At 74.6% G+C, this 25,259-nt stretch carries 26 protein-coding genes; 6 read left to right on the top strand and 20 right to left on the bottom strand.

Going from position 1 to position 25,259, the window contains the following annotated elements:
• Window positions 1-27: 27 nt before the first annotated feature.
• Genes DCS98_RS19945 through rpsP form a run of 5 tightly spaced genes read right to left on the bottom strand, consistent with a single transcriptional unit; the run spans window position 28 to window position 2,544 of the window.
• Window positions 28-525, bottom strand: a complete 498-nt coding sequence (locus DCS98_RS19945) for an NUDIX hydrolase (protein ID WP_116453142.1) — start codon at window positions 523-525, stop codon at window positions 28-30.
• Window positions 522-1,256 (bottom strand): tRNA (guanosine(37)-N1)-methyltransferase TrmD, encoded by a 735-nt coding sequence (trmD, locus tag DCS98_RS19940; RefSeq protein ID WP_116453141.1) that lies wholly within the window; start codon window positions 1,254-1,256, stop codon window positions 522-524. Before trmD ends, DCS98_RS19945 begins: the two co-directional genes overlap by 4 nt.
• The gene (gene rimM / locus DCS98_RS19935; RefSeq protein WP_116453140.1) at window positions 1,253-1,798 is read right to left on the bottom strand and encodes a ribosome maturation factor RimM; all 546 of its coding nucleotides are present in this window, start codon (window positions 1,796-1,798) and stop codon (window positions 1,253-1,255) included. The genes trmD and rimM overlap by 4 nt, the downstream gene beginning before the upstream one ends.
• Before the next feature lie 11 nt (window positions 1,799-1,809).
• Entirely contained in the window at window positions 1,810-2,046 is a 237-nt protein-coding gene (locus tag DCS98_RS19930) for an RNA-binding protein (RefSeq protein WP_116453139.1), read from the bottom strand.
• 3 nt (window positions 2,047-2,049) lie between these two features.
• Entirely contained in the window at window positions 2,050-2,544 is a 495-nt protein-coding gene (rpsP, locus tag DCS98_RS19925; RefSeq protein ID WP_116453138.1) for a 30S ribosomal protein S16, read from the bottom strand.
• Window positions 2,545-2,709: 165 nt separating this feature from the next.
• Between rpsP and DCS98_RS19920 the strand changes: the two genes are divergently transcribed.
• Entirely contained in the window at window positions 2,710-3,108 is a 399-nt protein-coding gene (locus DCS98_RS19920; protein WP_116453137.1) for a VOC family protein, read from the top strand.
• A gap of 11 nt (window positions 3,109-3,119) precedes the next feature.
• On the opposite strand, the gene DCS98_RS19915 is transcribed toward DCS98_RS19920, so the two are convergent.
• The 3 genes from DCS98_RS19915 to DCS98_RS19905 are packed head-to-tail and all read right to left on the bottom strand — an operon-like array spanning window position 3,120 to window position 5,910.
• Complete coding sequence (locus DCS98_RS19915; protein ID WP_116453136.1) at window positions 3,120-3,461, bottom strand: ribonuclease E inhibitor RraB; 342 nt, start codon at window positions 3,459-3,461, stop codon at window positions 3,120-3,122.
• 49 nt (window positions 3,462-3,510) lie between these two features.
• Window positions 3,511-5,259 (bottom strand): proline--tRNA ligase, encoded by a 1,749-nt coding sequence (locus DCS98_RS19910; RefSeq protein ID WP_116453135.1) that lies wholly within the window; start codon window positions 5,257-5,259, stop codon window positions 3,511-3,513.
• Window positions 5,260-5,316: 57 nt separating this feature from the next.
• On the bottom strand, window positions 5,317-5,910 hold the full coding sequence (locus DCS98_RS19905; RefSeq protein WP_116453134.1) for a hypothetical protein: 594 nt from the start codon (window positions 5,908-5,910) through the stop codon (window positions 5,317-5,319).
• Between the two features lie 123 nt (window positions 5,911-6,033).
• Between DCS98_RS19905 and DCS98_RS19900 the strand changes: the two genes are divergently transcribed.
• Together DCS98_RS19900 and DCS98_RS19895 are read left to right on the top strand one after the other, a co-directional pair.
• Window positions 6,034-6,723, top strand: coding sequence for a response regulator transcription factor (locus DCS98_RS19900; RefSeq protein ID WP_116453133.1), 690 nt, complete (start codon window positions 6,034-6,036; stop codon window positions 6,721-6,723).
• Window positions 6,720-7,967: a sensor histidine kinase gene (locus DCS98_RS19895; RefSeq protein WP_116453132.1), complete on the top strand. Its 1,248-nt coding sequence runs from the start codon at window positions 6,720-6,722 to the stop codon at window positions 7,965-7,967. The genes DCS98_RS19900 and DCS98_RS19895 overlap by 4 nt, the downstream gene beginning before the upstream one ends.
• Window positions 7,968-7,982: 15 nt before the next feature.
• Here DCS98_RS19895 and DCS98_RS23155 read toward each other — a convergent pair whose 3' ends face one another.
• The 7 genes from DCS98_RS23155 to DCS98_RS19865 form a co-directional block, all read right to left on the bottom strand.
• On the bottom strand, window positions 7,983-8,153 hold the full coding sequence (locus tag DCS98_RS23155) for a hypothetical protein (RefSeq protein WP_164704672.1): 171 nt from the start codon (window positions 8,151-8,153) through the stop codon (window positions 7,983-7,985).
• A gap of 19 nt (window positions 8,154-8,172) precedes the next feature.
• Window positions 8,173-9,255 (bottom strand): amidohydrolase family protein, encoded by a 1,083-nt coding sequence (locus DCS98_RS19890; RefSeq protein ID WP_116453131.1) that lies wholly within the window; start codon window positions 9,253-9,255, stop codon window positions 8,173-8,175.
• Window positions 9,252-10,829, bottom strand: a complete 1,578-nt coding sequence (gene ffh / locus DCS98_RS19885) for a signal recognition particle protein (protein ID WP_116453130.1) — start codon at window positions 10,827-10,829, stop codon at window positions 9,252-9,254. The genes DCS98_RS19890 and ffh overlap by 4 nt, the downstream gene beginning before the upstream one ends.
• A gap of 69 nt (window positions 10,830-10,898) precedes the next feature.
• Window positions 10,899-11,090 carry a hypothetical protein gene (locus DCS98_RS19880; protein ID WP_116453129.1) on the bottom strand — a complete coding sequence of 64 codons (192 nt, stop codon included), beginning with the start codon at window positions 11,088-11,090 and terminating at the stop codon, window positions 10,899-10,901.
• Window positions 11,091-11,170: 80 nt separating this feature from the next.
• Window positions 11,171-13,615 carry a [protein-PII] uridylyltransferase gene (locus DCS98_RS19875; protein WP_241038472.1) on the bottom strand — a complete coding sequence of 815 codons (2,445 nt, stop codon included), beginning with the start codon at window positions 13,613-13,615 and terminating at the stop codon, window positions 11,171-11,173.
• 28 nt (window positions 13,616-13,643) lie between these two features.
• A complete protein-coding gene (locus DCS98_RS19870) occupies window positions 13,644-13,982 on the bottom strand; it encodes a P-II family nitrogen regulator (protein WP_116453128.1) in 339 nt (112 codons plus the stop codon).
• Window positions 13,979-15,328, bottom strand: a complete 1,350-nt coding sequence (locus tag DCS98_RS19865) for an ammonium transporter (RefSeq protein WP_116453127.1) — start codon at window positions 15,326-15,328, stop codon at window positions 13,979-13,981. Before DCS98_RS19865 ends, DCS98_RS19870 begins: the two co-directional genes overlap by 4 nt.
• Window positions 15,329-15,570: 242 nt before the next feature.
• Here DCS98_RS19865 and nicT point away from each other — a divergent pair, with 242 nt between their 5' ends.
• Window positions 15,571-16,686: a Nickel transporter NicT gene (gene nicT, locus DCS98_RS19860; RefSeq protein ID WP_241038470.1), complete on the top strand. Its 1,116-nt coding sequence runs from the start codon at window positions 15,571-15,573 to the stop codon at window positions 16,684-16,686.
• Between the two features lie 73 nt (window positions 16,687-16,759).
• On the opposite strand, the gene ftsY is transcribed toward nicT, so the two are convergent.
• Window positions 16,760-17,947, bottom strand: coding sequence for a signal recognition particle-docking protein FtsY (gene ftsY, locus DCS98_RS19855; protein WP_116453126.1), 1,188 nt, complete (start codon window positions 17,945-17,947; stop codon window positions 16,760-16,762).
• A gap of 67 nt (window positions 17,948-18,014) precedes the next feature.
• Between ftsY and DCS98_RS19850 the strand changes: the two genes are divergently transcribed.
• Together DCS98_RS19850 and DCS98_RS19845 are read left to right on the top strand one after the other, a co-directional pair.
• Window positions 18,015-19,688: an alkaline phosphatase D family protein gene (locus DCS98_RS19850; protein ID WP_116453227.1), complete on the top strand. Its 1,674-nt coding sequence runs from the start codon at window positions 18,015-18,017 to the stop codon at window positions 19,686-19,688.
• A gap of 12 nt (window positions 19,689-19,700) precedes the next feature.
• Window positions 19,701-20,516, top strand: coding sequence for an endonuclease/exonuclease/phosphatase family protein (locus DCS98_RS19845; protein WP_116453125.1), 816 nt, complete (start codon window positions 19,701-19,703; stop codon window positions 20,514-20,516).
• Here the strand turns inward: DCS98_RS19845 and DCS98_RS19840 are convergent.
• The 4 genes from DCS98_RS19840 to DCS98_RS19825 form a co-directional block, all read right to left on the bottom strand.
• Entirely contained in the window at window positions 20,513-20,956 is a 444-nt protein-coding gene (locus DCS98_RS19840; protein ID WP_206340360.1) for a hypothetical protein, read from the bottom strand. The two genes, DCS98_RS19845 and DCS98_RS19840, sit on opposite strands and share 4 nt — an antisense overlap.
• A gap of 46 nt (window positions 20,957-21,002) precedes the next feature.
• Window positions 21,003-24,569 (bottom strand): chromosome segregation protein SMC, encoded by a 3,567-nt coding sequence (gene smc, locus DCS98_RS19835; RefSeq protein WP_116453124.1) that lies wholly within the window; start codon window positions 24,567-24,569, stop codon window positions 21,003-21,005.
• A gap of 89 nt (window positions 24,570-24,658) precedes the next feature.
• The gene (locus DCS98_RS19830) at window positions 24,659-24,850 is read right to left on the bottom strand and encodes a hypothetical protein (protein WP_116453123.1); all 192 of its coding nucleotides are present in this window, start codon (window positions 24,848-24,850) and stop codon (window positions 24,659-24,661) included.
• A gap of 150 nt (window positions 24,851-25,000) precedes the next feature.
• Window positions 25,001-25,255: an acylphosphatase gene (locus DCS98_RS19825; protein WP_241038468.1), complete on the bottom strand. Its 255-nt coding sequence runs from the start codon at window positions 25,253-25,255 to the stop codon at window positions 25,001-25,003.
• Between the last annotated feature and the right edge of the window lie 4 nt (window positions 25,256-25,259).

The following is a 25,259-nucleotide window of genomic DNA, read 5'->3' as shown; positions in this document are numbered from 1 at the left end:
GCAGCAGCTCTCTACTGTGCCACATCTTCACGCGACGATGCGCGGCGGCCCTGTCCAGGGTCCCTCGAGCACCGTCCGCAGCGCGTCGGCGAGGTCGCTCGGGGCGAAGCTCTCGCCGCTCGCCGCGATCTCGTGGACGGTCCACCAGCGGTGCGGCTCGTCACCGAGCAGCTCCAGTTCCGTCAGGCCGCGGGGCGCCACCTCGTGGACGACGTCCCGCAGCACGAAGAACGTCTCCCGCGAGTCGATCTCGGCCCCGGCGAAGGGACCGACGTGCCGGCGCAGCCACACCGGCCCTTCGAGCGCACCCGGTGCGACGTCCAGCCCGATCTCCTCGGCCAGCTCGCGGACGGCGGCCTGCCGGAGGCCCTCGCCGTCCTCCACTCCTCCGCCGGGCGTGTACCAGAACAGGACGTCGCCGGGCGGCACGGCCGGGTCGGTGAGCCGGGCGCCGAGCAGCAGCACGCGGCCGGACGGGTCCAGGACGACGACGCGCGCCGTCGGCCGGACCCACGGCCGGGTCACGACTCCAGGGCCGCCCGGTCGGCGTCGCCGAGGGCGTCCTCCGGCAGCGCGGCCAGCAGGTCGGGACGGCGGGCCGCGGTGCGGCGCAGCGACTGCGCACGCCGCCAGCGGGCGATCGCCGCGTGGTCGCCGCTCAGCAGCACCGGCGGCACCTCGTGGCCGCGCCAGTCCGCCGGGCGGGTGTAGGACGGCCCCTCGAGCAGGCCGTCGGCGTGCGAGTCGAACTCGACCGACTCCCGGTTGCCGACCACGCCCGGGATCAGGCGGGTGACGGCCTCGACCATCACGAGGACGGCGGACTCGCCACCGGCCAGCACGTAGTCGCCGATGGAGACCTCGGAGACCGGCCCGGCCTCGGCGGCCCAGTCGGCGACCCGCTGGTCGATGCCCTCGTAGCGGCCGCAGGCGAAGACCAGCCCGGGCTCGGTCGCCCACTCGGCGGCCATGGTCTGGGTGAAGGGACGGCCGGCCGGCGTGGGGACGACCAGGCGGGTGCCGGGCGGGCGGACGGCCTCGAGCGCGAGCGCCCAGGGCTCGGGCTTCATGACCATGCCGGGGCCGCCGCCGTACGGGGCGTCGTCCACGGTGCGGTGCACGTCGTCGGTCCACTGCCGCAGGTCGTGCACGCCGACGGTCACCAGGCCGCGCTCGGCGGCCTTGCCGAGCAGGGACTGGCCCAGCGGGGCCAGGTACTCGGGGAAGATCGTGACGACGTCGACCCGGAACGTCACAGCTCCAGGAGCCCCTCGGGCGGGTCCACGACGACGACGCCGCCCGCGAGGTCCACGGTGGGCACGATCGCCGAGACGAACGGGATCAGGGCCTCGCCGCCCTCGGGCCGGCGGAGGACCAGCAGGTCCTGGGCCTCGTGGCGCACGGCGGTGACCTCGCCGACGACGGAGCCGTCGGGGAGCGTCGCGGTCAGGCCGACCAGCTGGTGGTCGTAGTAGGAGTCCGGCTCCTCGATCTCCGGCAGGTCCGCGACCGGGACGAGCAGGAGGGTGTTGCGCAGCGCGTCGACGTCCTCGCGGGTGCCGTAGACCTCGCCGGAGGGCGCGGCGACCTGCAGCAGCAGCGTGCCGCTGTGCCAGCGCTTGTCGACCACCGTCAGCGGACCGCGGCGCGCGGGGTCGGTGAGCAGCACCGCGCCCGGGGCGAAGCGGTGGTCGGGGTCGTCGGTGCGCACCTCGACGGTCGCCAGACCACGGACACCGTGGGGCCGGCCGATGCGGCCGACCACCACGGTGTCGGTGTCGTGCGGGGTCTCCGGCAAGGGAGGTGTGCTCAGCGCCCGTCGGTGTCGACGACGTCGACCCGCAGGCCTCGCCCGCCGACGCCGGTCATCACCTGGCGCAGCGCCTTGGCGGTGCGCCCGCCGCGGCCGATGACCTTGCCGAGGTCGTCGGGGTGCACCCGGATCTCGAGGGTCTTGCCACGGCGGTTGGTGAGCAGGTCGACGGTCACCTCTTCGGGGTGGTCGACGATGCCCTTGACCAGGTGCTCGAGCGCGTCTTCGAGCACGTCTTACTCGGCAGGCGTCTCGGACGGGCCGCCGGCAGCGGCGCCCTCGCCCGCGGCACCGGCAGCCTCGGCGACGGCCTCGGCCGGCTCCTCGGTGGCGGCGGCCTTCTTCGGGGCGGCCTTCTTCTTGGCGGTGGTCGCCTCGGTGGTCGGCTCGTCCATGCCGGCGCGGACGGCGGCCTCGTAGAGGGCCTTCTTGTCCGGCTTGGGCTCGGCGACCTTCATCGGCGCGGGGGCCGGCTCGCCCTTGAACTTCTGCCAGTCGCCGGTCACCCGGAGGATGGCGGCGACGGCCTCGGTCGGCTGGGCGCCGACGCCGAGCCAGTACTGCGCCCGCTCGGAGTCGACCTCGATGAAGGAGGGGTCCTCCTTCGGGTGGTACTTGCCGATCGTCTCGATCGAGCGGCCGTCACGCTTGGTCCGGGCGTCGGCGACGACGATGCGGTAGTACGGCGCGCGCATCTTGCCCAGGCGCATGAGCTTGATCTTGGTGGCCACGGTGGGTGGTGTACTCCTCGAACGCTGTGTGGTTGCTCGCCCGGGCGACGTGTGGGGTTACGCCGGGGGCGGAGCGATGGACACGACCGGGAGCGGTGAGAGGGCCGCCACCGCCGTGTTCGACCGACCATGATGCCAGATCGCAGGAGGAGCACCGTGGCCAGGATGAGTCCGCTGCACCACATCGAGCTGTGGGTGCCCGATCTCGCCCGCGCCGAGCGCTCGTGGGGGTGGCTGCTCACCCGCCTCGGCGCCGAGCCGTACCAGTCGTGGGCGCACGGCCGCTCCTGGCGCTGGGGCGCCGAGGGGACCTACGTCGTCGTCGAGCAGTCGCCCGCCCTCGTCGGGGACGGGCACGAGCGCCGCTCCCCCGGGCTGAACCACCTCGCGTTCCGGGTCGGCTCCCCCGACGACCTCCACGTCATCGTGGAGGAGGGGCCGGCCCACGGCTGGGCGCTGATGTTCGCCGACCGGCACCCCTTCGCGGGCGGGCCGGACCACATGGCGGGCTACTTCGAGGACGCCGATGGCTACGAGGTCGAGCTGGTGGTCGAGCGGTCCTGACGTGCTGCCGGTCAGGCGTCCTCGGTGACGAGGAACCCGCTCCAGCCGTCGTAGGTGCCGCCGGAGCGGTCGACGACGCCCACGACCTCGCGGGTGAACGCCTCGGCGGTCCCGTGGTCGACCGGCGTCTCCTTGCCGAACGCCAGCCAGACGGTGAACCAGCGGCGCTGCACGCCGTCGATCTCGTAGCCCAGCGCCTGGAGCTCACCGGCGGCGGCGAGCGCGGCCGACCGCGACCGGAAGCCGGCCAGGTGGTCGAGCCGGCGGGGCCGGTGCACCTGGTCGCCGTAGCCGAGGTTCACCTCGACCAGCTGGGCGGTCGACTGCAGCTGGGAATCGATGTCGTTCGGCACGGCGGCAGTGGACCACGCGACCTGCCCGTCTCCGGGGAGGCCGGACCGGTCAGCCGCGGACGGCGGCCAGCACGCGGGCGCCGGCCTCGGCGACCGGCACCTCCTCGCGCTCCCCGGACCTCCGGTCGCGGATCTCGATGACCCCCTCGGCGAGGCCGCGCCCCACCGTGACGATCGTCGGCATCCCGAGCAGCTCGGCGTCCTTGAACTTCACGCCGGGCGAGACCTTGGGCCGGTCGTCGAACAGGACGGTGAGGCCGGCGCCGACCAGCTCGGCGGCCAGCGCCTCCGCGGCCTCGAACACGGCGGCGTCCTTGCCCGTGGCGACGAGGTGCACGTCCGCGGGAGCCACGGAGCGGGGCCAGACCAGGCCCAGCTCGTCGTGCGTCGACTCGGCGATCGCCGCCACGGCGCGCGAGACGCCGATGCCGTACGACCCCATGGTGACCGTGACCAGCTTGCCGTTCTCGTCGAGGACCTTGAGGTCGAGCGCCTCGGCGTACTTGCGACCCAGCTGGAAGATGTGGCCCATCTCCACGCCGCGGGCCAGCTCGAGGGGGCCGGAGCCGTCGGGAGCGGGGTCCCCGGCCAGCACCTCGGCGGCCTCGATGACGCCGTCCCAGGTGAAGTCGCGGCCGGCAACGAGGTCGAAGACGTGCTTGCCGGGCTCGTTGGCCCCGGTGATCCAGCGGGTGCCGGGCACGACGCGGGGGTCGACCAGGTAGCGGATCTTCGACTCGCTCTCGGCACCGAGCACCTGGGGGCCGATGTAGCCCTTCACCAGCGCCGGGTTGCCGGCGAAGTCGGTGAACGCCTCCACCTCGGCCGGGGCGACCTGCGCCTCCAGCCGCTTGGCGTCGACCTCGCGGTCCCCGGGCAGGCCGATGACCAGGGGCTCCCGCGAGCCGTCGGGGTGCACCAGCGTGACGACGACGTTCTTCAGCGTGGCGGCCGCGGTGTAGCCCGCGTCGGGGAACATCTCCTGCGCGACGGCGACCAGCGTCTCGATGGTGGGGGTGTCGGGCGTGTCCTCGACGTGCGCCTCGGGCAACCCGTCGAACGGGACCGGCTCGGGGACGACGGTGGACACGGCCTCGACGTTCGCCGCGTAGCCACCGGGCGAGCGGACGAAGGTGTCCTCGCCGATCGACGTCGGGTGCAGGAACTCCTCGCTCTTCGAGCCGCCCATCGCCCCCGACATCGCCGACACGATCACGTAGTCGAGCCCGAGCCGGTCGAAGATCTTGATGTAGGCGGCGCGGTGCGCGGCGTAGGAGCGGTCCAGGCCGGCGTCGTCGACGTCGAAGGAGTAGCTGTCCTTCATCGTGAACTCGCGGCCGCGGAACAGGCCGGCGCGGGGCCGCGCCTCGTCCCGGTACTTGGTCTGGATCTGGTACAGCGAGACCGGCAGGTCCTTGTAGGAGCCGTAGAGGTCCTTGACCAGGAGCGTGAACATCTCCTCGTGCGTGGGGCCGAGCAGGAAGTCGTTCCCGCGCCGGTCCTGGAGCCGGAAGAGGTTGGGGCCGTACTCGGTCCAGCGGTTGGTCGCCTCGTAGGGCTCGCGCGGCAGCAGCGCGGGGAAGTGCACCTCCTGCGCGCCCATCGCGTCCATCTCCTCGCGGACGATCCGCTCGACGTTGCGGAAGACGCGGAAGCCCAGCGGCAGCCAGGTGAACCCACCGGGGGCGGCCCGGCGGATGTACCCACCGCGGGCCAGCAGGCGGTGGCTGGGGACCTCGGCGTCGGCCGGGTCGTCGCGCAGGGTCCGCAGGAACAGGGTCGACATCCGCAACAGCACGGGAGAAGTCTCCCAGGCCCGGCGAGCCGTTTCTCCCGCCGGGCCCGGGAGCCCGTCTCAGTCGTCGGAGCCGTGCCCGCCGCCACCACGGCCCGAGGAGTCGTCGCCGGGGCCGTCGTCGGAGCCGTGCCCGCCGCCGTCCCGGCCGGAGGAGTCGTCCCGGCCGGAGGAGTCGTCACCCGAGCCGTGGTGGCCCGAGTCGTCGCGGCCGGACGTCGAGGACGGCGACGACGGGTGCGACCCGGAGTGCGAGGAGTCGTCGAGGGCGAACACCGGGGCGCCGCCGACGCAGGTCACGTGCACCTCCACCCGCTGGTCGCCGGCATCGAACTCCAGCTCACCCGGGTCGTTCGAGTCGTCGACGAGCCAGCCGGCGGCAGGCACGCCGGCCAGGACCGGCACGCCCGTCGTGCAGTCGGCGAACACCGTGCCTCCGGCGGTGTCGAACTGGCCGGTGGCGGCCGGGGCGGAGAACGGGACGTCCCCGGCCGACGGACCGGCGGTGGACACCGTGGGCGAGGTCGTCGCCGCCGCGGGGATGGTTCCCGGGGACGCCGAGGCGTCGACCAGGGACACGGCCAGGAAACCCAGGCCGACAGCTGCCGCCGCGGACGCGGTCCACGCGGCTCCGAGCACGATGGTTCGCTTCATGCGGCAGACCCTCCTGCGAGCAGGGTTAAGGCCGCCCCAAGGCCAGGTCAAGGCGGTGCCTGGATGCCGCCCGATCGGGTCGCCGCGCTCGGAACCGGGCTGCGGCGGCGTTAGCGTCGCGCCGTGGCCCAGCTGCTCGTGGTCGAGGACGACGAACGGATCCGTTCGGCGCTGATCCGCGCGCTCCGTGATCGCGGGCACGCCGTGAGCTCGGCGGCGACCGCCCTGGCCGGTCTGCGCCAGGCCGTCGACGAGCGCCCCGATCTCGTCGTCCTCGACCTGGGCCTGCCCGACCTGGACGGCCGCGAGCTGCTCCGGATGCTCCGGGCCGTCTCCGCCGTGCCGGTCATCGTCGCCACCGCCCGGGACGACGACGAGAGCGTCGTGCAGGCTCTCGACGCGGGCGCCGACGACTACGTCGTGAAGCCGTTCGCGGCCGGCCAGCTCGAGGCCCGCATCCGGGCGGTGCTGCGGCGGGCCTCGGCCGGCGCTGACGCCGCCTCCTCACCGGTGACCGTGGCGGACCTGACGATCGACCCCCGCACCCGGCGGGTGACCCTCGCCGGGGCGACGGTCGAGCTGTCCCCCAAGGAGTTCGACCTGCTCGCCCACCTCGCCGCCCGCGTCGGCACGGTGGTCTCCAAGCGCGAGTTGCTCACCGAGGTCTGGCAGCTGCCCTACGGGGGCTCGGACAAGACCGTCGACGTCCACCTCTCGTGGCTGCGCCGCAAGCTGGGCGAGTCCGCGACGGCGCCCCGGCTGCTGCACACCGTGCGTGGCGTGGGCGTCCGCCTGGCCGAGCCCGAGCCGTGAGACGGCAGATCACGCTGCTGGTGGCGGCGACCACGTCGATCGTCCTGCTCGCCTTCCTCCTGCCGGCCGCCTCGCTCGTCGCCCGGGTCGCGGAGGCCCGGGCGCTGGACGCCGGCCAGGCGCAGGTGCAGTTCCTGACGCCGTCCGTCGGCCTCGACTCCCGCGAGCAGGTGGCGGCCAACCTCATCGGCACGGCGGACGGTCTCCGGGCCGCCGTGCGGTGGACGGACGGGACGTGGCTCGGTGATCCTGCGCGACGGGACGTGCCGGCGTCCTCCGGCGCCTCGGAGATCGAGTCCGACGACGGCGTCCTGCTGCTCCAGCCGGTGACCCGGCCCGACGGCGCCACCCTGGTCGAGGTGTTCGTGCCCGCCGGGATGCTGCGCGCCGGGGTGTCGGGCACCTGGCTGGTTCTGGCGGCGTTGGGCCTGGTCCTGCTGGGCCTCGCGCTCGTCGTCGCGGACCGGCTGGCCCGGACGATGACCCGCCCGGTCACCGACCTCGCGGAGACCGCGGACCGGCTCGGTGCCGGCGACCTCTCCGCCCGCGCCGTCCCGTCCGGCCCCGGTGAGGTGCGCTCCGTGGCGGTGGCGGTCAACCGGCTCGCGGAGCGGATCGGCGAGCTGCTGGACGCCGAGCGCGAAGGGGCGGCCGACCTGGCCCACCGGCTGCGGACGCCGCTGACCGCGCTCCGGCTCGACGTGGAGGCCTTGCCCGCGGCGGAGCGCGAGCGGCTGCTCGACGACGTGGACGCCGTCAGCCGCGGCATCGACGAGGTCATCTCCGAGGCGCGGCGCAGCGTCCGCGAGGGGCTGGGGGCCGGCTGCGACGCCACCGCCGTCGTCGGCGAGCGGGTGCGGTTCTGGTCCGTGCTCGCCGAGGAGGAAGGGCGCCCGCTCGACGTCGACCTCCCCGTCGCCCCGGCGGCGGTCCGTGTCCCGGCGGCCGACCTGGCCGCCGCGGTGGACGCCCTGCTCGGCAACGTCTTCGCCCACACCCCCGACGGCACCGCGCTGTCGGTGGCGGTCCGCCCGGATGCCGACGGCGGGGCGCGCGTCGTCATCGCGGACACGGGGCCCGGGATGCGCACCGACGCCGTCGAGCGCGGGCGCAGCGACGCCGGTTCCACCGGACTCGGCCTCGACATCGCCCGGCGGACCGCCGAGGGCTCCGGCGGCCGGCTCGTGGTCGACGCCTCGGACGCCGGGACTTCCGTCACGATGGTGCTCGGGCCGCCCGCCTAGCTGCCGCGGACCGGCTCAGGCCGGCTCGGGCACCCCGCCCGGGTCGCCACCGGGATCGTCGGGCGTCGGCTCGATCGGCGGGGGCGGCAGCGTGTCCGGGGTGTCGGGCATGAGCTCACCCGGGTCGTCGGGCACCGGCTCGTCCGGGTCGATCAACGGATCCGGCTCCGGTATCGGCGCGACCATGACCCCAGCCAACCAGTGATCAGCCGACGACGCGCCCCCGCAGCAGGGTGAGGCCGGGGCGGGCGAGCGCGTCGAGGTCGGCCCGCGGGTCGGCGTCGAACACCACCAGGTCGGCCGGCGCCCCCTCCTCGATGCACGGCAGGCCCAGCCACGACCGCGCGGACCACGACGCCGCGGCCAGGGCCGCCTCCAGGGGCAGGCCCGCCTCGTTCAGCGCCCGGACCTCGTCGGCGATGCGGCCGTGCTCGATGCCGCCACCTGCGTCGGTGCCGGCGAACACCGGCACACCCGCCTCGAACGCCGCCCGGACGACGGCGCCCGAGTTCGCGTACAGCCGCCGCATCGTGCTGGCGTAGGCAGGGAACTTCTTCTCCCCCGCCGCCGCGAACCCGGGGAAGTTCTCGACGTTGACCAGGGTCGGGACGACGGCGGTCCCCCGCGCGGCCATCTCGCCGATCAGGTCCTCGGTGAGCCCGGTCCCGTGCTCGATGCAGTCGATGCCGGCGCCGACGAGGTCGGGCAGCGCGTCGGTGCCGAAGGTGTGCGCCGTGACCCGGGCGCCCGCCTCGTGGGCCGCCGCGATCGCGGCCTCCAGCACGTCGCGGGGCCACTCCGGGGCCAGGTCGCCGACGCCGCGGTCGATCCAGTCGCCGACCAGCTTCACCCAGCCGTCGCCGCGGCCGGCCTGCACGCGCACCTCAGCCGGCAGGTCCTCGGGCTCGAGCTCGACCCCCAGCTCGGGGATGTAGCGGCGCGTGCGGGCGATGTGCCGGCCGGCGCGGATGATCCGCGGCAGGTCGGGCTCGTCGTCCAGGGCGCGGGTGTCGACCGGCGAGCCGCAGTCGCGCAGCGCCAGCACCCCGGCCGCGCGCTCGGCGAGCGCCTGCTCGCGGAGGCCGTCGAGGTCGGTCACGTGCGCACCGCCCATGCCGATCCCGACGTGGCAGTGCGCGTCCACCAGACCCGGCAGCAGCCAGCCCCCGGGGCTGATCGTCTCGGCGCCGGGCACCCGCTCGAAGGTGAACCGCCCCTCGCGCACCCAGACGTCGCGGTGCTCCCCCTCGGGGAGGACCACGCCGGCCAGGTGGAAGGAGGAGGTCACTGCCCGGGCCGGCCGTCCTTGAACTGGTCGAAGTTCAGCTTGGTGAGGTCCGGCAGACCCTGCCCCATACCGGGCGGGAGCTGCGGCATCCCGCCGGGCAGGCCGCCGCCCGGGAAGCCGGCACCGGGCGGGAGTCCGGGGGCACCCGCGGGCCGGCGGGCGGGACCGCCCCGGGCCTTGCCGCCCTTGCCCTTCTTGCCCTTCTTCGACTGCGCCTGCATCTGGCGCCCGCGCTGCTTCTTCGACATCGGGCCCATGCCCGGCAGGCCCATGCTGCCGGCCATCTGGCCCATCATCTTCTGGGCCTGGGCGAACCGCTCCAGCAGCTGGTTCACGTCGGTGACGCTGACACCGGAGCCGTTGGCGATCCGCACCCGGCGCGACGCATTGATGATCTTGGAGTTGACCCGCTCCTCCGGCGTCATCGAGCGGATGATCGCCGCCGTCCGGTCGAGGTCGCGGTCGTCGATGTTCTTGATCTGCTCCTTCATCGCGCCCGCTCCGGGCAGCATGCCGAGCAGGTTGGCGATGGGGCCCATCTTGCGGATGGCCATCATCTGCTCGAGGAAGTCCTCGAGCGTGAAGCCCTCGCGGGAGGCGAGCTTGCCGGCCATGCGCTCGGCCTGCTCGGCGTCGAAGGTCTTCTCGGCCTGCTCGATGAGGGTGAGCACGTCGCCCATCCCGAGGATGCGCGAGGCCATCCGCTCGGGGTGGAAGACGTCGAAGTCGGTGAGCTTCTCGCCGGTGGAGGCGAACATGATCGGCTGCCCGGTCACGTACCGCACCGACAGGGCGGCACCACCGCGGGCGTCGCCGTCGAGCTTGGTGAGGACGACGCCGGTGAAGCCCACGCCGTCGCGGAAGGCCTCGGCCGTGGTGACGGCGTCCTGACCGATCATGGCGTCGACGACGAACAGCGTCTCGTCGGGCTGGACGACGTCGCGGATACCGGCGGCCTGCCGCATCAGCTCCTCGTCGATGCCGAGGCGGCCGGCGGTGTCGACCACCACGACGTCGTGCATGGTCCGGCGGGCGTGCTCGATGGAGTCCGCAGCCACGCGGATCGGGTCGCCGACGCCGTTGCCCGGCTCGGGCGCGTAGACGTCGACGCCCGCCTGCCCGGCCACGATCGACAGCTGGTTGACCGCGTTGGGGCGCTGGAGGTCGGCGGCGACCAGCAGCGGGGTGTGCCCCTGCTCCTTGAGCCAGCGGCCCAGCTTCCCGGCGAGGGTCGTCTTACCGGCACCCTGCAGACCGGCGAGCATGATCACCGTCGGCGACTGCTTGGCCAGCCGGATGCGCCGGGTCTCACCACCGAGGATGCCGATGAGCTCCTCGTTGACGATCTTGATGAACTGCTGCGCAGGGTTCAGCGCCTGCGAGACGTCGGCGCCGCGCGCCCGCTCCTTGACCGCGTCGATGAACGCCCGGACGGCGGGCAGCGCGACGTCGGCCTCCAGCAGCGCGATGCGGATCTCGCGCGCGGTGGCGTCGATGTCGGCGTCGGTGAGCCGGCCCTTGCCACGCAGGCCGGTGAAGACCTTGTCCAGGCGGTCGGAGAGGGTCTCGAACACAGCACGTCCTCAGGAGAAGTCACGGGCGCGGGAGACCCGCACCACCTGACCCCAGGGTATCGAGTGGTGCTACGCGGCGATGCGGGCGCGCACGACGTCGGCCGCCACGGCCGGCTCGCCCATGACCACGGCCGCGCCGCAGTCGGCGCAGGCCCACTCGGGGCACTCGCCGCCGTCGTCGGTGTGACCGTCGGCGCAGGGCGGCTGGACGAACACGGTGATCTCCCCGCACGGGGTGCAGGGCCAGAGTCGGGTGTCCACGGGGCTCCTCTCGGCTACGGCACTCGGGCGCGGGACCGTTCCGTCCCGGTTCCCCGACGTTCGCACGCCCTACCGACGGTTCAGCGCAGGCGACCCGGCGTGTCGGCTGTGCCGACGGGGTCCGCCGCGGCACCGAGCGTCGCCGCCTCGAGGGCGTCGTCCACCCTTCGGCGCTGCTCCGGCTCGACCGGGGAACCCGACGGGTTGCAGACGTAGAAGCAGTCGACCGCGTCCGCGCCGAGGGTCTCGATGAGCGCCGACGTCACGTCCAGCCCCTCCCCCGTGATGGCTGCGGTCAGCCGGTACAGCAGGCCCGCGCGGTCGGCCGCCCGCACCTCCACGATGCCGGTCGCGGCCCCGCTCGCCTCGCCGTTGTGCCAGGAGATGCGAGGCGGCGCGGTCCGGCCCCCGTCCTGGCGGTAGTCGGCCTCCCGCTGCCGCAGCCGGTCGGCCAGCGGCAGCGTCCCCTCCAGGGCGGCCCGCACGGCGTCGGCCAGGATCTCCGGCACCGGCGCGCGGCCGAACCGCGGGCGGACGGCGAACACGCCCGTCCCGTAGCCGTCCTCGACGGTCATCTTCGCGGCGCGGACGTCGAGCTGGTTGAGCGCGAGCACGCCCGCGCACGTGCTGAGCAGCCCGGGACGGTCGGGAGCGCCGATGGTCACCTGCTGGCCGTCGGCGACGTCCTCGATCCCCACCGTCACCGCGCCCACCGCTCCGTCGAGGGCGGGGGCGGTGACCTGCGGCTCCGTCGGGGTCAGCACCGGCTGCGGGGCCGCGGGGGCGCCCCCGAGCTTGGCCTGGACGCGCGCGACCAGGGCAGCGACGAGGTGCGCCTTCCACGGCGACCACGCCGAGGCACTGGTCGCCGCGCCGTCGGCCTGGGCCAGCGCGTGCAGGAGCTGGAGGACGGCGGGATCGGAGCCGATCGTCGCGGCGACCCGGTCGATGGTGGCGGGGTCGTCGATGTCGCGGCGGGTCGCCGTGGCCGGCAGCAGCAGGTGGTGCCGGACCAGGGTGGCCACGGTGCCGGCGTCCGCCTCGCCGAAGCCCATCCGGGCGGCGATCCCCGCGGCGATGGGTTCCCCGACCTCGCTGTGGTCGCCGGGCCACCCCTTGCCGATGTCGTGGAGCAGTGCGGCGACGAGCAGCAGGTCGGGACGGTCGACGTCCCGGGTGAGCTCGGACGCGGCCGCCGCGGCCTCGATCAGGTGCCGGTCCACGGTGAACCGGTGCCACGGGTGGCGCTGCGGCAAGGAGCGGACCCGGTCCCACTCGGGGATCAGCCGGGTGAGGAGTCCCTCCTGGTCGAGCTGCTCCAGCACCGGGACGGCGGACCGCCCGCTGGCCAGCAGGCGGAGGAAGGACCAGCGGACCTCGGCCGGCCAGGGCTCGGGCACCGGCGGCGTGTGCACGGCCAGCACCTTGAGCGTGTAGGGCGACAGCAGGAGGTCGGCCCGTGCGGCCGCCGCGGCGGCGCGCAGCAGGAGGCCGGGGTCGGCGGCGGGCCTGGCGCCCTGCGCGAGGACCACCTCGTCGCCCTGGCGGACGACGCCCTCGGCGAGCGGTTCCCGGCGCACGCGGCGGTAGCGCCCCCGGGGGCGGCGGACCAGCGCGGCCTCGACGCGCCGCCAGGTCTCGTCCACGACGAACGCCAGCCGACGACCGGCCAGGCTCACCTCGCGCAGCAGCGCGTCCTCGTCGGCCAGACCGAGAGCGGCCGCCACCGGCCGCTGCTCCTGGCGCACGAGGACGTCGCTCGGCCGCCCGGTGCGACGGCGCAGCTCGTCACGGACGTCGAGGAGGAAGCCGTACGCCTGCTCCAGCTCCTCCCCCGGCTCGTCCCCGAGCTGCGCCGCGGCGACGGCGCGCAGCACCTGCCCCTCCCGCAGACCGCCGTAGGCCTCCTTGAGGTCGGGCTCGAGGAGGAAGGCGAGCTCACCGAGCTGGCGGGCCCGGTCGCGCCGCAGGTCGCGCAGCTGCGGCAGCAGCCTGGACGCCGCCTGGCGCCAGCTGGCCAGGGTGGCGGTGCGCAGCCGGGCGGCGAGTTCGGCGTCGCCGGCGACCAGCCGGGCGTCGAGCAGCCCCAGCCCCGCCTTGACGTCGGTGGAGGCGACCGACACGGCCTCGGGCACCGAGCGCACCGAGTGGTCCAGGCGCAGGCCGGCGTCCCAGACCGGGTACCACAGGGCGTCGGCGACGGCGGCGATCTCCGGCCGGCCGTCGTGGACGAGGACCAGGTCGAGGTCGCCGTGCGGTGGCAGCTCGCGCCGGCCGAGACTGCCGACGGCGACGAGGGCCACGCCGTCGGTGCCGGTCAGCGGGGGCGGGCCGCCCCGGCGCTGCCTCGGCGGGGGCGTGCCCCCGACCGCGTCGGCGAGCAGGTCACCGAGCCACGCGTCGACGGTCCGGACGCGCTCGGGCCGGCTCAGCCCGGGCAGTGCCGACGGGTCCAGCACGTCGTCCTCCTCGCAGAACTGCGCCGTCGTGGGAAGAGCGTCGGCCGGGGCGGTGGGGTGACCCACCACCCCGGCCGACGGAGTGCTCAGCTGCTCAGAGCGCGTCGTCGCCGCGCTCGCCGGTGCGGACCCGGACGATCTCGTCGATCGTCGTCACCCACACCTTGCCGTCGCCGATCTGGCCGGTCGAGGCGGCCTCGACGACCGCGTCGACCACCCGGGCGGCGTCGAGCTCGCTGACGACGACCTCGATGCGGACCTTCGGGACGAAGTCCACCTGGTACTCCGCACCGCGGTAGACCTCGGTGTGGCCCCGCTGGCGGCCGAAGCCCTGGACCTCGCTGACGGTCAGGCCCTGGATGCCGATCAGCTCGAGGGCGTTCTTGACGTCGTCGAGCTTGAACGGCTTGACGATGGCGGTGACGAGCTTCATGCCAGGGTCCTCTCGGTGTTGCGGGCCTCGGCGCGAGCCTGGCCGGCCAGTGGGGCGGTGGAGCCGCTGCTGCCCAGTGAGGCGAAGTCGTAGCCCGACTCCGCGTGGACGACGTTGTCGATGCCGGTGACCTCGTCCTCCTCGGTGATGCGGAAGCCCATCGTCTTCTGGATGGCGATGCCGATCACCAGCGTAAGGATGAAGGAGAACGCCAGGACGGCGACCGCACCGACGACCTGCCGCCAGAGCTGGTCGGCGCTGCCGCCGAAGAGCAGGCTCTCCACACCGGCAGGGGCGTCGGGGTCGGCCAGGAAGCCGATGGCGATGGTGCCCCACAGGCCACCGACGAGGTGGACGCCGACGACGTCGAGCGAGTCGTCGTAGCCCAGCTTGTACTTCAGGCCGACGGCCAGGGCGCAGAGCGCGCCGGCGATCACGCCGAGGATGATCGCGCCGACCGGCGAGACCGCTGAACAGGCCGGGGTGATGGCGACCAGACCGGCGACGACACCGGACGCGGCGCCGAGCGAGGTCGAGTGGCCGTCGCGGATCTTCTCCACCAGCAGCCAGCCGAGCGTGGCGGCGGCCGTCGCGGCCAGCGTGTTCACCCAGGCCACCGACGCGGTGTTGTTGGCGGCCAGCGCGGAGCCGGCGTTGAAGCCGAACCAGCCGAACCACAGCAGGCCGGCGCCGATCATGACCAGCGGCAGGTTGTGCGGCCGCATGGCCTCGCGGCCGAAGCCGCGGCGCTTGCCGAGGACGAGCGCGAGGGCCAGGCCCGCCGCACCGGCGTTGATGTGCACCGCGGTGCCACCGGCGAAGTCGATCGCCGCCAGGTTGTTGGCGATCCAGCCGCCGGTGTGCGTGACGGTGCCCTCGTCGTCGGTGAGGGTGAAGTCGAAGACCCAGTGCGCGACCGGGAAGTAGACGATCGTCGCCCAGACACCGGCGAAGACCATCCAGGCGCCGAACTTGGCGCGGTCGGCGATGGCGCCGGAGATCAGCGCGACCGTGATGATCGCGAAGACCGCCTGGAAACCGACGAAGGCCATGGTCGGCAGGCCGCCGGCGTCGCTGGTGGTGTCCTCCATCAGGCCCTTGAGGCCGAAGAACTCACCCGGGTCGCCCAGCAGGCCCGCGCCGACGTCGTCGCCGAAGGCCACGGAGTAGCCGTAGAGGACCCACAGCACGCTGATCAGCGCCAGGGCGCCGAAGCTCATCATCATCATGTTCAGCACGCTCTTCGCGCGGACCATGCCGCCGTAGAAGAGCGCGAGGCCTGGGGTCATCAGCAGCACGAGCGCCGCGCTGGTGAGGATCCAGGCGGTGTCGCCGGTGTTGACCACGGCAACCTCCTGAGTGGGTCGTCGGCCGGGCGGCCGTAACGAGCGGGGAACTGGTCGCGTTCACCGTGCCGTCGCCGTGTTTCCGGGGCCGACGTCGCCTTGTTTCGGGACGGTGAACTCCGGCGCGCGTGTCCCCGGCTCGCGTTGCGTCCACGTTGCGCGCGTCCCAGCCGGTGGTGGCGGCCACGTCGGGCCCACCGCCCGGCGCGCTTGTTGCGAACTGTTCGCAGTAGGGTCGTCCGGTGACCTCACGCAGCGCGGTGGCCCCGCTCGAGCGCCCGTCGGCCTCGTCCACGTGCTTCAGCCGGGAGGAGCGCCGGTCGATCGCGGGGATGGCCGGCTTCGTCCTCCTGCTGCACGTCGTGGGGTGGGGCGTGCTGGTCTTCGCCGTCGCCCCGCAGGACTACCAGCTCGGCAGCACCGGCGTGCTCGGCGTGGGCGTGGGGCTGACGGCGTACATGCTCGGCGTCAGGCACGCGTTCGACGCCGACCACATCGCGTCGATCGACAACACGACGCGCAAGCTCGTGGGCGAGGGGCGGTCGTCGGTGAGCACCGGCTTCTGGTTCTCGCTCGGCCACTCGTCGGTCGTCTTCGCCGCGAGCCTGCTCCTGGTGGCCGGCGTCCGCGGCGTGGCGGGTGTCGTCCAGAACGAGGACAACGAGGTGGGCCAGACGCTGGGGCTGGTCGGGACCCTGGTCGCCGGCACGTTCCTGCTCGTCATCGGCCTGATGAACCTCGGGGCCGCCGTCGGGATCGTCAAGGTCTTCCGCCGGATGCGCAGCGGCGCCTTCGACGAGGCCGAACTCGAGCGGCACCTGCACAACCGCGGCTTCCTCACCCGGCTGCTCGGGCGGGTGGTCCGGCGCGTGGACAAGCCGTGGCACCTCTACCCGGTCGGCCTGCTGATGGGGCTCGGCTTCGACACGGCGACCCAGGTGGCCCTGCTCGTGCTCGCCGCGGGATCGGCTGCCTTCGTCCTGCCCTGGTACGCCATCCTCGTGCTCCCGGTGCTCTTCGCCGCCGGGATGAGCCTGTTCGACACCGCGGACGGCGTGCTGATGACCCGGGCGTACGGCTGGGCGTTCCTCAAGCCGATCCGCAAGGTGTTCTACAACCTCGCCGTCACCCTCCTGTCGGTGACCGTCGCGCTGGTCATCGGGGTGCTGGTGCTCGCCGGCCTGCTCGTCGAGCGGCTGGGCATCGACTCAGGCCCGCTGGCGTGGGTGGCATCGCTGGATCTCGGCTACGTCGGCTTCGCCATCGTCGGGCTGTTCGTGCTGGCCTGGGCCCTCGCGCTGGCGGTGTGGCGCTTCGGCCGCATCGAGGAGCGCTGGACGGCGCCGGCCGAGAGCTGAGCCCCCGGCTCGCTACCGCGCCTGGTGACGATGCCGGCAGGAGGGCGGCGGTGCCCCGCGGCCCCACGACCGGTCAGTCGGCCCCACCCACCAGACCCTCCGCGAACGCGCGCGGCTCGAAGGGCGCCAGGTCGTCGGGCCCCTCCCCCAGGCCGATCAGCTTCACCGGGATGCCCAGCTCCTGCTGCACCCGGACGACGATGCCGCCCTTGGCCGTTCCGTCGAGCTTGGTGAGGACGATGCCGGTGACGGTGACCGCCTCGGTGAACACGCGCGCCTGGACGACGCCGTTCTGACCCGTCGTGGCGTCGAGCACCAGCAGCACCTCGGTGACCGGTGACTGCTTCTCGACCACGCGCTTGACCTTGCCGAGCTCGTCCATGAGGCCGGACTTCGTGTGCAGCCGCCCGGCGGTGTCGACCAGGACGGCGTCCACCTCGCCCTCCACGCCGGTGCGGACGGCCTCGAACGCCACCGACGCCGGGTCCCCGCCCTCGCGACCGCGGACGGTCAGCACGCCGACGCGCTCGCCCCAGGTCTCCAGCTGGTCCGCGGCGGCCGCGCGGAAGGTGTCGGCCGCGCCGAGGACGACGCTCTTGCCGTCGCCGACCAGCACGCGGGCGATCTTGCCGACCGTCGTCGTCTTGCCCGCCCCGTTGACTCCCACGACGAGGACGACGCCCGGCCGGCCCTCGTGGCGGCTGGTGCCGAGCGTCCGGTCCATCTCGGGCCCGAGGACGCCGGTCAGCTCGCGCACCAGCAGCTCGCGCAGCTCCGCGGGCGAGGCGGTGGCCAGCACCATCGACTGGGTGCGCAGCCGCTCGACGATCTGCGTGGTGGCGGCGATGCCCACGTCCGCGGCCAGGAGGGTCTCCTCGACCTCCTCCCAGTCGTCCTCGGTCAGCTTCTCGCGGGCGAGGACGGTGAGCAGGCCGCGGCCGAGGGACGACTGCGAGCGGGCCAGCCGGGACCTCAGCCGCACCAGGCGGCCGGCCGACGGCGGCGGCGTCTCGAAGACCAGGCCCGGCTCCGGCTCGGCGGGCGGCAGCTCGACCGGCGGCGCCTCCGGCTGCACGGCGTCGGGCTGGTCGACCGGCGGCGCCGCGGGCGAGGGCTGCGGCGGCCGCGGCCGGGTGAGCGTCGTCCCGGCCGCCGCGTCGTCGTCCAGGCGCGTGGTGCGCCGACCCCGGCCGACCAGCAGGCCGACCCCGGCGATGAGCGCGACCACGAGGATCGCGATGGCGATCAGGACGAATTCCATGGCCCGAGTCTCCCAGCTCGCAGCAGGGATGCAGGCGGGACACAGGTTCGTGGTGGAGGCTGTGCCGATGCCCCTCCCCCACTCCCCGGACCCGGTCCTCCTGCTGGGCCCGCTGCTGCGGCACGTCGACCCGGTCTCGGCCACCGTCTGGGTGGAGACCGACCGGCCGTGCACGGTGGACGTGCTGGGGCGCACCGCGCGGACGTTCTGCGTCGGTGGCCACCACTACGCGCTCGTGGTCGTGGAGGACCTGCAGCCGGGCAGCACGACCCCGTACGAGGTGCGCCTGGACGGCGTCCTGGTCTGGCCATCGGCGAGCTCGACGTTCCCGGCCAGCCGGATCCGGACGCCCGGCCGCGACGGCGCCTTCCGGATCGCCTTCGGCTCGTGCCGGTACGCCACCCCGAGCACCGTGGGCATGGACGAGCAGATCCCCCCGGACGCCCTCGACTCGTACGCGGCGCGGATCGCGGCGCAGCCGGAGGAGGAGTGGCCCGACGCGCTGGTGCTGCTCGGCGACCAGGTGTACGCCGACGAGCTGACCACGCACACGAAGTCGTGGCTGGACCTGCGCCGCGGCCGCGACGGGACGCCCCCGCCGTCGGCCCCCGACGAGCAGGTGGCCGACTTCGAGGAGTACACGCGGCTCTACGCCGAGTCCTGGAGCGACCCGCAGGTGCGGTGGCTGCTGTCCACCGTGCCGTCGTCGATGATCTTCGACGACCACGAGATGATCGACGACTGGAACACCTCGGCCGCCTGGCGGCGCGAGGTGACCGGCCAGGCGTGGTGGGCCGGCCGGATCAGCGGCGGGCTGGTCAGCTACTGGGTCTACCAGCACCTGGGCAACCTGAGCCCGCAGGAGCTGGCCGACAACAAGACCTGGCAGGCGATCCAGGGGATGGCCGAAGGCACCGATGACGCCGAACCGATGCTCCGCGAGATGGCCGAGCGGGCCGACGCCGAGCCGGCGTCCATCCGGTGGAGCTACGTCCGCCACTGGGGCGACGCGCGGCTGGTCATGATCGACAGCCGGGCCGGCCGGGTGCTCGACGAGCAGGACCGCAAGATGGTCGACGACGACGAGTTCGACTGGATCGAGGCGGCGATGCGCCGCGCGGTCGACGAGGGTGTCGAGCACCTGATCATCGGCACGTCGCTGCCATGGCTGCTCCCCCACGCGATCCACTCCCTGGAGCGCTGGAACGAGACGCTCAACGTGCGGCACGAGGGCCGCTGGCGGGGGCGCCTCGCGGAGAAGCTGCGCCAGGCTGCCGACCTCGAGCACTGGGCGGCGTTCGGGAACTCCTTCGAGCGGCTCGGGCGGGCCCTCGCGTCGGTGGCGCGCGGCGACCACGGGCGGGCTCCGGCCACCGCGCTGGTCCTCTCCGGCGACGTCCACCACGCCTACGCCGCGGAGCTGGTCCGGCCGGACGACCTGACCTCGCGCGTGCACCAGCTGACGGTCTCGCCGCTGCACAACCAGGCGCCGCACCCGATCCGCGTCGGGTTCCGCATCGGCTGGAGCCGGTGGGCGCGCCGGCTGACCGAGTCCCTCGCCCGCGTCGCGCGCGCGACGCCCAGCCGGCTCCTGTGGGAGAAGCAGGCGGGGCCGTTCTTCGGCAACCAGATCGGCGAGCTGGTGCTCCACGGCCGCTCGGCCCGCTTCCTGCTGTCGGTCACCGAGCTCGGCCGGCCCGACCTGCGGGAGGTCCTCGACATGCCGCTGGCCGACGCCTGACAGGGTGGGGACATGACGGGTGACGACGGCGTGCGGCCGGCCCCTGGTCCCGACCAGCCGCCCATCCCGGTGCGGCTGGTCACCTTCAACACCCACCACGGGGTCGGCGGGGACGCCCGGCACGACCTGCCGCGCCTGGCCAAGGTGCTGGCCTCGGTCGAGGCCGACGTCATCTGCCTCCAGGAGGTCGACCGTCACTTCGGCGACCGCAGCGAGGACGTCGACCAGGCGCTGCTGCTCTCGCGCGCGCTGGACATGCAGCTGGCCTGGGGCCCGGCCATCGACGAACCGCGCCCCGGCGACCAGCCGCGGCGGCAGTACGGCAACGCACTGCTCTCCCGCCTGCCGATCCTGGTCAGCGACGTGCACCCGCTGCCCGGCGGCGGTGAGCCGCGCATCGCGCTGCGCACGATGCTCGAGCTGGACGGCGGCACGCTGTGGGTCACCGCGACGCACCTGACCACGCGGTCGCCGCAGGAACGGGCCGAGCAGGTGGCGGCGCTGGCCGGCCTGCACACCGAGGACATGGCCGCCGGCGTCCTGGTCGGGGACTTCAACACGCGGCCCGACGCCCCCGAGCTCGCCCCGCTCCGCGAGCGCTTCACCGACGCCTGGGAGCTGGCCGCCGACCGGGACGACCAGGCGGGCTGGCGCTTCTGGCAGCGCGACGAGGGGCACACGCACCCGGCGCACGCCCCCCACCGGCGCATCGACCAGGCCTGGGTCTCCCCCGGGGTCGCGGTGGCCTCGGCGCAGGTGCTCGACGCGGCCGGCGCCTCCGACCACCTCCCGCTGATGGTCGACCTGCGGGTGACCTCCGGGGTCTAGGTCGCGACCCGCCGCGGTCGCGACCGCACGCGGCGCCACCACGACGTCCGCTCCGCGGACGGGTCCGGCACGGTCTCCCAGTCGATCCGCTCCGGTGGCGGCAGCGTCGCCAGGGGCTCGTCGAGGGAGCGCACCTCGAGGCCTGACAGCCGCCCGTCGGCCACGAACAGCAGCACCCCGCCGATCGGCTCGCCGGCCGCGTCGACGACGGTGCCCTCGACCGGCGCGGGGCTGGGCGCGGTGGACACCGGCACCCCGTCGGGCACGTGCAGGTCGATCGTGACGCAGCCGCACTCGCAGCCCGTCGACGCCGTCGCCTCCCGCGCCTGGACGCGCAGCTCCTCGACCCCCTCGAAGTCGTGGTCGAGCAGTGAGTCCAGCAGCGCCCGCTCGGTCGCCGTCAGCGGACGCCGGGCGGGGTGGACGTCGTTCATCCCCACGCCCCCACTCTGGCCCGTCGACGCCGTCCCGGCTCGTCGAGCCCCGTCACGCGCTCTCGAGCTCCCGGAGCCGCTGGCTGATCACGCCGGTGATGCCGTCGCCGCGCATGCTCACGCCGTACAGGGCGTCGGCGATCTCCATCGTCCGCTTCTGGTGGGTGATGACGATCAGCTGCGACGTCGACCGCAGCTGCTCGACCAGGGTGAGCAGCCGGCCCAGGTTGACGTCGTCGAGGGCGGCCTCGACCTCGTCGAGGACGTAGAACGGGGAGGGGCGGGCCCGGAAGATCGCCACCAGCAGGGCGACCGCGGTGAGGGAGCGCTCGCCGCCGGACAGCAGCGAGAGCCGCTTCACCTTCTTGCCCGGCGGGCGGGCCTCGACCTCGACGCCCGTGGTGAGCATGGAGTCCGGCTCGGTGAGCACCAGCCGGCCCTGACCGCCGGGGAACAGCGTGGCGAAGACCGTCTCGAACTCCCGCGCGACGTCGGCGTAGGCCGTGGCGAACACGTCGTGGATGCGCTCGTCGACCTCGCGGACGACGGTCAGCAGGTCGCGACGGGTGTTCTTCAGGTCCTCCAGCTGCGTGGCGAGGAAGCCGTGCCGCTCCTCCAGCGCCGCGAACTCCTCCAGCGCCAGCGGGTTGACCTTGCCGAGGGTGGCCAGGTCGCGCTCGGCCTTGGCGGCCCGCCGCTCCTGCACGCCGCGGTCGTAGGGCACCGGCTCGGGCTCCGGCTCGCCCGCTGTATCGGCGGCGGCGACCTGCTCCTGGGTCGGCGGGACGTCGGCGGCCGGGCCGTACTCGGCCACCAGGGTCGGCAGGTCGACGCCGTACTCCTCGGCCGCGCGGACCTCCAGCGCCTCGATGCGGTACCGCTGCTCGGCGCGAGCCACCTCGTCGCGGTGCACCTCGTCGGTGAGCCGGTCGAGATCGGCGGTCGCCGCCCGCACCCGCGCCCGGACCTCGAGCAGCTCGGCCTCGGCGGCGGCCCGCGACGCGGCGAGCTCGTCCCGCTCGGCCGCCGCCCGGGCCAGCGAAGCACCGAGCGCGACGAGGGCGGCGTCCGCGTCGCGCCGGACGGTGGCCGCCACGGCCGCCCCGCGTTCGCGGGCGATCCGCGCGGCGGCGGCCCGTTCCCGCGCCGCGCGCTCCTGCCGCGCCTGCCGGCGCAGCGACTCGGCCCGCCCGTGCAGGGCGCGGGCGCGCTCCTCGGCGGTGCGGACCGCCAGCCGGGCCTCGGTCTCGGCCTGCCGCGACGCCGCCACCTCCGCGCGCAGCCGGTCCCGCGCCTCCGTCGAGGGCTCCTCCTCGACCGGTGCCGCCTCTGCCTCGGCCAGCCGCTCCTCGAGGCCGGCCAGCGCGCTCAGCACCTGCTCCAGGGCCTGCTCGGCGCGGACGCGTGCGGCGAGCGAGCGCTCCGCCTCCGCCTGCGCCGACCGCGCGGCGGCCCCCAGCTCGGCCAGCTGTGCCGCCACGGCCGACCGCGAGCGGTCCGACGCCTGCCGCGCCACGAGGGCGGCGTCGACGTCGGCGGACCGGGCCTGCGCCTCCGTCCGGGCCCCGGCCAGCCGGTCGGCCAGCTCGGCGGCGCGGGACAGGGCGGCGGCCAGCTCGGCCTCCGCCTCCTCCACCCGCGCCCGGACGACGAGGTTCGCCGGTGCGTCGGACTGCCCGCCGACCGCCCAGTCGGCGCCCACGAGGTCGCCGGCGGCGGTCACGGCGCGGACCCGCGGGTGGGTGGTCACCAGGGCGACGGCCGCGTCGAGGTCGGCGACCAGCGCGACCCGCTCGAGCGCACGGGCGAGGGCGGGCTGCAGCTCGTCGGGAGCGCCGACCGCGTCGAGGGCCCAGCGCGCGCCGGCCGGCAGGACGGGCCAGCCGTCGCGTGGGACGGGCGGCAGGCCGCCGGTGACCAGCAGACCCGCGCGACCGCCGTCGGCGCCCTTGAGGTGCGCCAGCGCGGCGGCGGCCTCGGCCACGCCGGCCACGACGACCGCGTCGGCCATCCCGCCCAGCGCGGCGGCCACCGCGACCTCGTCACCGGCCCGGACGGTCAGCCGGTCGGCCACCGGGCCGAGCACACCGGCCAGCCCGGCAGCCAGGACGGCGGCGGCCCCGTCGACCGGGGTGAGGCCCTGGGCCAGCGCGTCACGGCGGGCCTGCCACGAGGCGCGGTCGCGCTCGGCGGCGCGCTCGGCGTCGATCAGTTCCGCGACCAGGCGGGCCGCCTCGGCGTGGGCGGCGACGGCGTCCTGGTGCGCGGTGACGAGGGCGACGTCGCCGTCCTCCTGGTCGGCGACGGTCTCGCGGCGTTCGGCCAGCCGCTCGGCCGCCACCTCGGCGCGGTCGGCGGCCTCGCCGGCGGCGAGGGCGAGCCGCTCGATCTCGGCCTGGCCGGCCGCCACGCGGGAGCGCGCGGCGGCGACCTCGCCGGAGAGGCGGGCCAGCCCCTCGCGACGGTCGGCGAGCGCGCGGGCGGCGGCGACCCATGCGCGCTCCTCCGCTGCCAGGGCGGTCTCGAGCTCGGCGCGCTGCGCGACGACGGCGGCCAGCCGGCCGCGCTCGGTCTCGAGCCCGGCGGCGAGCTCGGCCTCGGTCGCCGCCACGCGGTCGGCCTCGGCGTCGAGCTGGTCGGGGTCGCGCCCGGCGCCCGCGGCGGGTGCCGCGGCGGACAGGTGGCGGTGGCGTTCGGCGGCGAGCGAGGCGACGCCCCGGAAGCGCTCGCCGAGCGCCGAGAGCCGGTACCAGGTCTCCGACGCGGCCTGCAGCCGCGGAGCGCCGGCGGCCAGGTCCGACTCGAGCTCGGCCTCGCGCCGGGCGACGACGGACAGGTCGCGCTCGACGACGGCGCGCCGCTCGCGGGCGGCGGTCTCGTCGGCGACGTCCTTGTCGAGGGAGTCGCGGAGCTGGACCAGGTCGTCGGCGAGCAGCCGGAGGCGGGCGTCGCGGAGGTCGGCCTGCACACCGGCCGCCCGGCGGGCCACCTCGGCCTGGCGGCCCAGCGGCTTGAGCTGCCGGCGCAGCTCGACGGTGAGGTCGGCCAGGCGGTCGAGGTTGTGCTGCATCCCCTCGAGCTTCCGCAGCGCCTTCTCCTTGCGCTTGCGGTGCTTGAGGACGCCGGCGGCCTCCTCGATGAACGCGCGGCGGTCCTCGGGGCGACCGGAGAGGACGGCGTCGAGCTGGCCCTGGCCGACGATGACGTGCATCTCGCGGCCGATGCCCGAGTCGCTCAGCAGCTCCTGGACGTCGAGCAGCCGGACCTTGTCGCCGTTGATCTCGTACTCGCTCTCACCGGAGCGGTACATGCGGCGGGTGATCGACACCTCGGTGTACTCGATCGGCAGCGCGCCGTCGGAGTTGTCGATCGTGAGGGTCACCTCGGCCCGGCCGAGGGCCGGGCGGCCGGCGGTGCCGGCGAAGATGACGTCCTCCATCTTGCCGCCGCGCAGGCTCTTCGCGCCCTGCTCGCCCAGGACCCAGGCGATCGCGTCGACGACGTTGGACTTGCCCGACCCGTTGGGGCCGACGACGGCGGTGATGCCGGGCTCCAGCCGGAGCGTCGTCGCGGACGCGAAGGACTTGAAGCCCTTGAGCGTCAGGCTGGAGAGGTGCACAGAACGGGGACCCTAGTCCAGGGAAGGCCCGGGATCCCGGATCTCCGGGGTATTGGTGCAGGTGTGACGGAGGGGTTCGGCCCGCTCGGTCAGGCGAGCGCGGGCTCGGCGTTCTCGCCGGCCATCGACAGCAGCTCGTGGGCGATCGCGGCGTCACGCTGGTGGCGCAGCTCGGCGAGCTCGGCCTCCAGCCGGCGCACCTTGGCCCGCAGGACGGCGTTCTCCTCGGCTACTCGGAGTTCCGAGGGGGCTACGACGTGACCGAACAGGGCCTTGGCCATGACTGCAACGGCCTTTCCGAGCGAGGAGGTGAGCCCGGCGCCCCGGATACCGGTCGGCGCGAGCGTGTGGTAACCCCAGGGTGACAGGCCGGGTCACGCAGGTCAACGCGAAGAATGCCTACTCCCCGTGTCGGGGTGATGTCGCGTTCGTCACTCTGTGGTGAACGTCGACCCACCTCGCGCGGGCTCGTCGCGGGAGTCGACAGCGGTCACGGCGCCCGGCGCGCGCGGCCCGTCGAGGGCGGCCAGCACGTCGGCCACGGCGCCGTCGTCACCTTCGAGCACGACCTCCACCCGGCCGTCGCCCAGGTTGCGCGCGCGGCCGGCCAGGCCGGCGGCCTCCGCCAGGCCGCGCACGAACCAGCGGTAGCCGACGCCCTGCACGTGCCCGGAGACCAGAGCCACGACC

Source organism: Blastococcus litoris, assembly GCF_003075095.1.
GTDB classification, from domain to species: domain Bacteria; phylum Actinomycetota; class Actinomycetes; order Mycobacteriales; family Geodermatophilaceae; genus Blastococcus_B; species Blastococcus_B litoris.
The sequence above is the reverse complement of the archived record's forward strand: the minus strand, read 5'-3'. Positions and strand labels throughout refer to the sequence as shown.

What these genes read in the sequence shown, in the direction of transcription:
- DCS98_RS19920 (WP_116453137.1), top strand. Translation starts at nt 2,710, where the DNA reads ATGAGTCCGCTGCACCACATCGAGCTGTGGGTGCCCGATCTCGCCCGC.
- DCS98_RS19905 (WP_116453134.1), bottom strand. Translation starts at nt 5,910, where the DNA reads ATGAAGCGAACCATCGTGCTCGGAGCCGCGTGGACCGCGTCCGCGGCG.
- DCS98_RS23155 (WP_164704672.1), bottom strand. Translation starts at nt 8,153, where the DNA reads ATGGTCGCGCCGATACCGGAGCCGGATCCGTTGATCGACCCGGACGAG.
- DCS98_RS19870 (WP_116453128.1), bottom strand. Translation starts at nt 13,982, where the DNA reads ATGAAGCTCGTCACCGCCATCGTCAAGCCGTTCAAGCTCGACGACGTC.
- ftsY (WP_116453126.1), bottom strand. Translation starts at nt 17,947, where the DNA reads ATGGAATTCGTCCTGATCGCCATCGCGATCCTCGTGGTCGCGCTCATC.
- DCS98_RS19850 (WP_116453227.1), top strand. Translation starts at nt 18,015, where the DNA reads ATGCCCCTCCCCCACTCCCCGGACCCGGTCCTCCTGCTGGGCCCGCTG.
- DCS98_RS19845 (WP_116453125.1), top strand. Translation starts at nt 19,701, where the DNA reads ATGACGGGTGACGACGGCGTGCGGCCGGCCCCTGGTCCCGACCAGCCG.
- DCS98_RS19830 (WP_116453123.1), bottom strand. Translation starts at nt 24,850, where the DNA reads ATGGCCAAGGCCCTGTTCGGTCACGTCGTAGCCCCCTCGGAACTCCGA.